Raw genomic sequence first — 1148 nt, 5'->3', positions numbered from 1 at the left:
GAGGAACGCAAGGTGAGGAGATATGAGACTCTCCCTGTTTCTCTGCTGTTTGGCAGCATCAGCATTACTTACTGCAGGAGCTCCTTCCCATAACGACTTGGAGGAATGGACTAAATTCAAGGCAACATACAACAAAACATACAGTTCAGCAAATGAAGAGAATGATAGGATGGAAATATTTTTGGACAACAAAAACCGAATCGATAAACACAATCAACTTTACAAAAACGGACTCGTTTCATACACGATGGGTGTCAACAAATTTTCAGATATGACAGAAACCGAATTCAGAAGTTTTTATACAGGATCATTGAACCCAGGACAATCTTTTCGAAGAGAATCATCTTTAAATACCAACCGATTACTTCTTGGAGGTGGTGATCTTCCAAGATCTGTTGATTGGAGGGAAGCAAATTGGGTCACTCCGGTCAAGGAGCAAAAGGAATGCCTTTCATGTTGGATTTTTTCTGCCGTAGGCGCAGTCGAGAGCCAACACTACAACAAAACCGGTGAACTGGTGACTCTCAGTGAACAGAACGTCGTGGATTGCGTGAACGCGCCGGTAGACGAAGGTCACTGCAGGATCGGATGGATGGACACTGCGTTCGAGTACATCCTCAACAACGGAATAGACACTGAAGAGTCCTATCCATACGAAGCTGAGATCAAAGAGTGCCGGTTCGACCCCTCCAAGATCGGCGCGACCATCACAGGATACGCGGATCTCCCTCCAGGTGATGAAAAAGTCCTGAAGAGAGCAGTTGCGACTGTTGGTCCAGTCTCGGTGGCCATCGATTCGAAGGACGGAGACTTCCAACATTACAAAAATGGTGTTTATCACTCAGACACTTGCCTGAACACTGAAGACAAGCTGGACCACGCCCTCCTCGTCATCGGCTACGGCAAGGAGAATGGACAACCCTACTGGTTGGTGAAGAACTCCTGGGGGACGACCTGGGGAGAAGATGGGTTCGGGAAGATCGCTAGGAACATGGACAACCATTGTGGTATCGCCACCAAAGCCAGCTACCCCGTCATCGACTAACAACTGCGTTCTCAACCAAGTTTCTAAACTGTTTAAAACCAGAAAAATTTGTCAAACAATCTATAATACCTGAAAACAAACAATGGAAGTAAATGCAGCATTA

The 1148-nt window shown here is 46.1% G+C and carries 1 protein-coding gene; it reads left to right on the top strand.

Going from position 1 to position 1148, the window contains the following annotated elements; genetic code table 11:
• Positions 1 to 22 precede the first annotated feature (22 nt).
• Positions 23 to 1045 (top strand): C1 family peptidase, encoded by a 1023-nt coding sequence (locus tag MU846_RS14510; RefSeq protein ID WP_246953987.1) that lies wholly within the window; start codon positions 23 to 25, stop codon positions 1043 to 1045.
• Positions 1046 to 1148: the final 103 nt, after the last annotated feature.

The organism is Alcanivorax quisquiliarum, from assembly GCF_023051175.1.
GTDB lineage: Bacteria > Pseudomonadota > Gammaproteobacteria > Pseudomonadales > Alcanivoracaceae > Isoalcanivorax > Isoalcanivorax quisquiliarum.
This window is presented reverse-complemented; position numbering and strand designations above follow the sequence as displayed.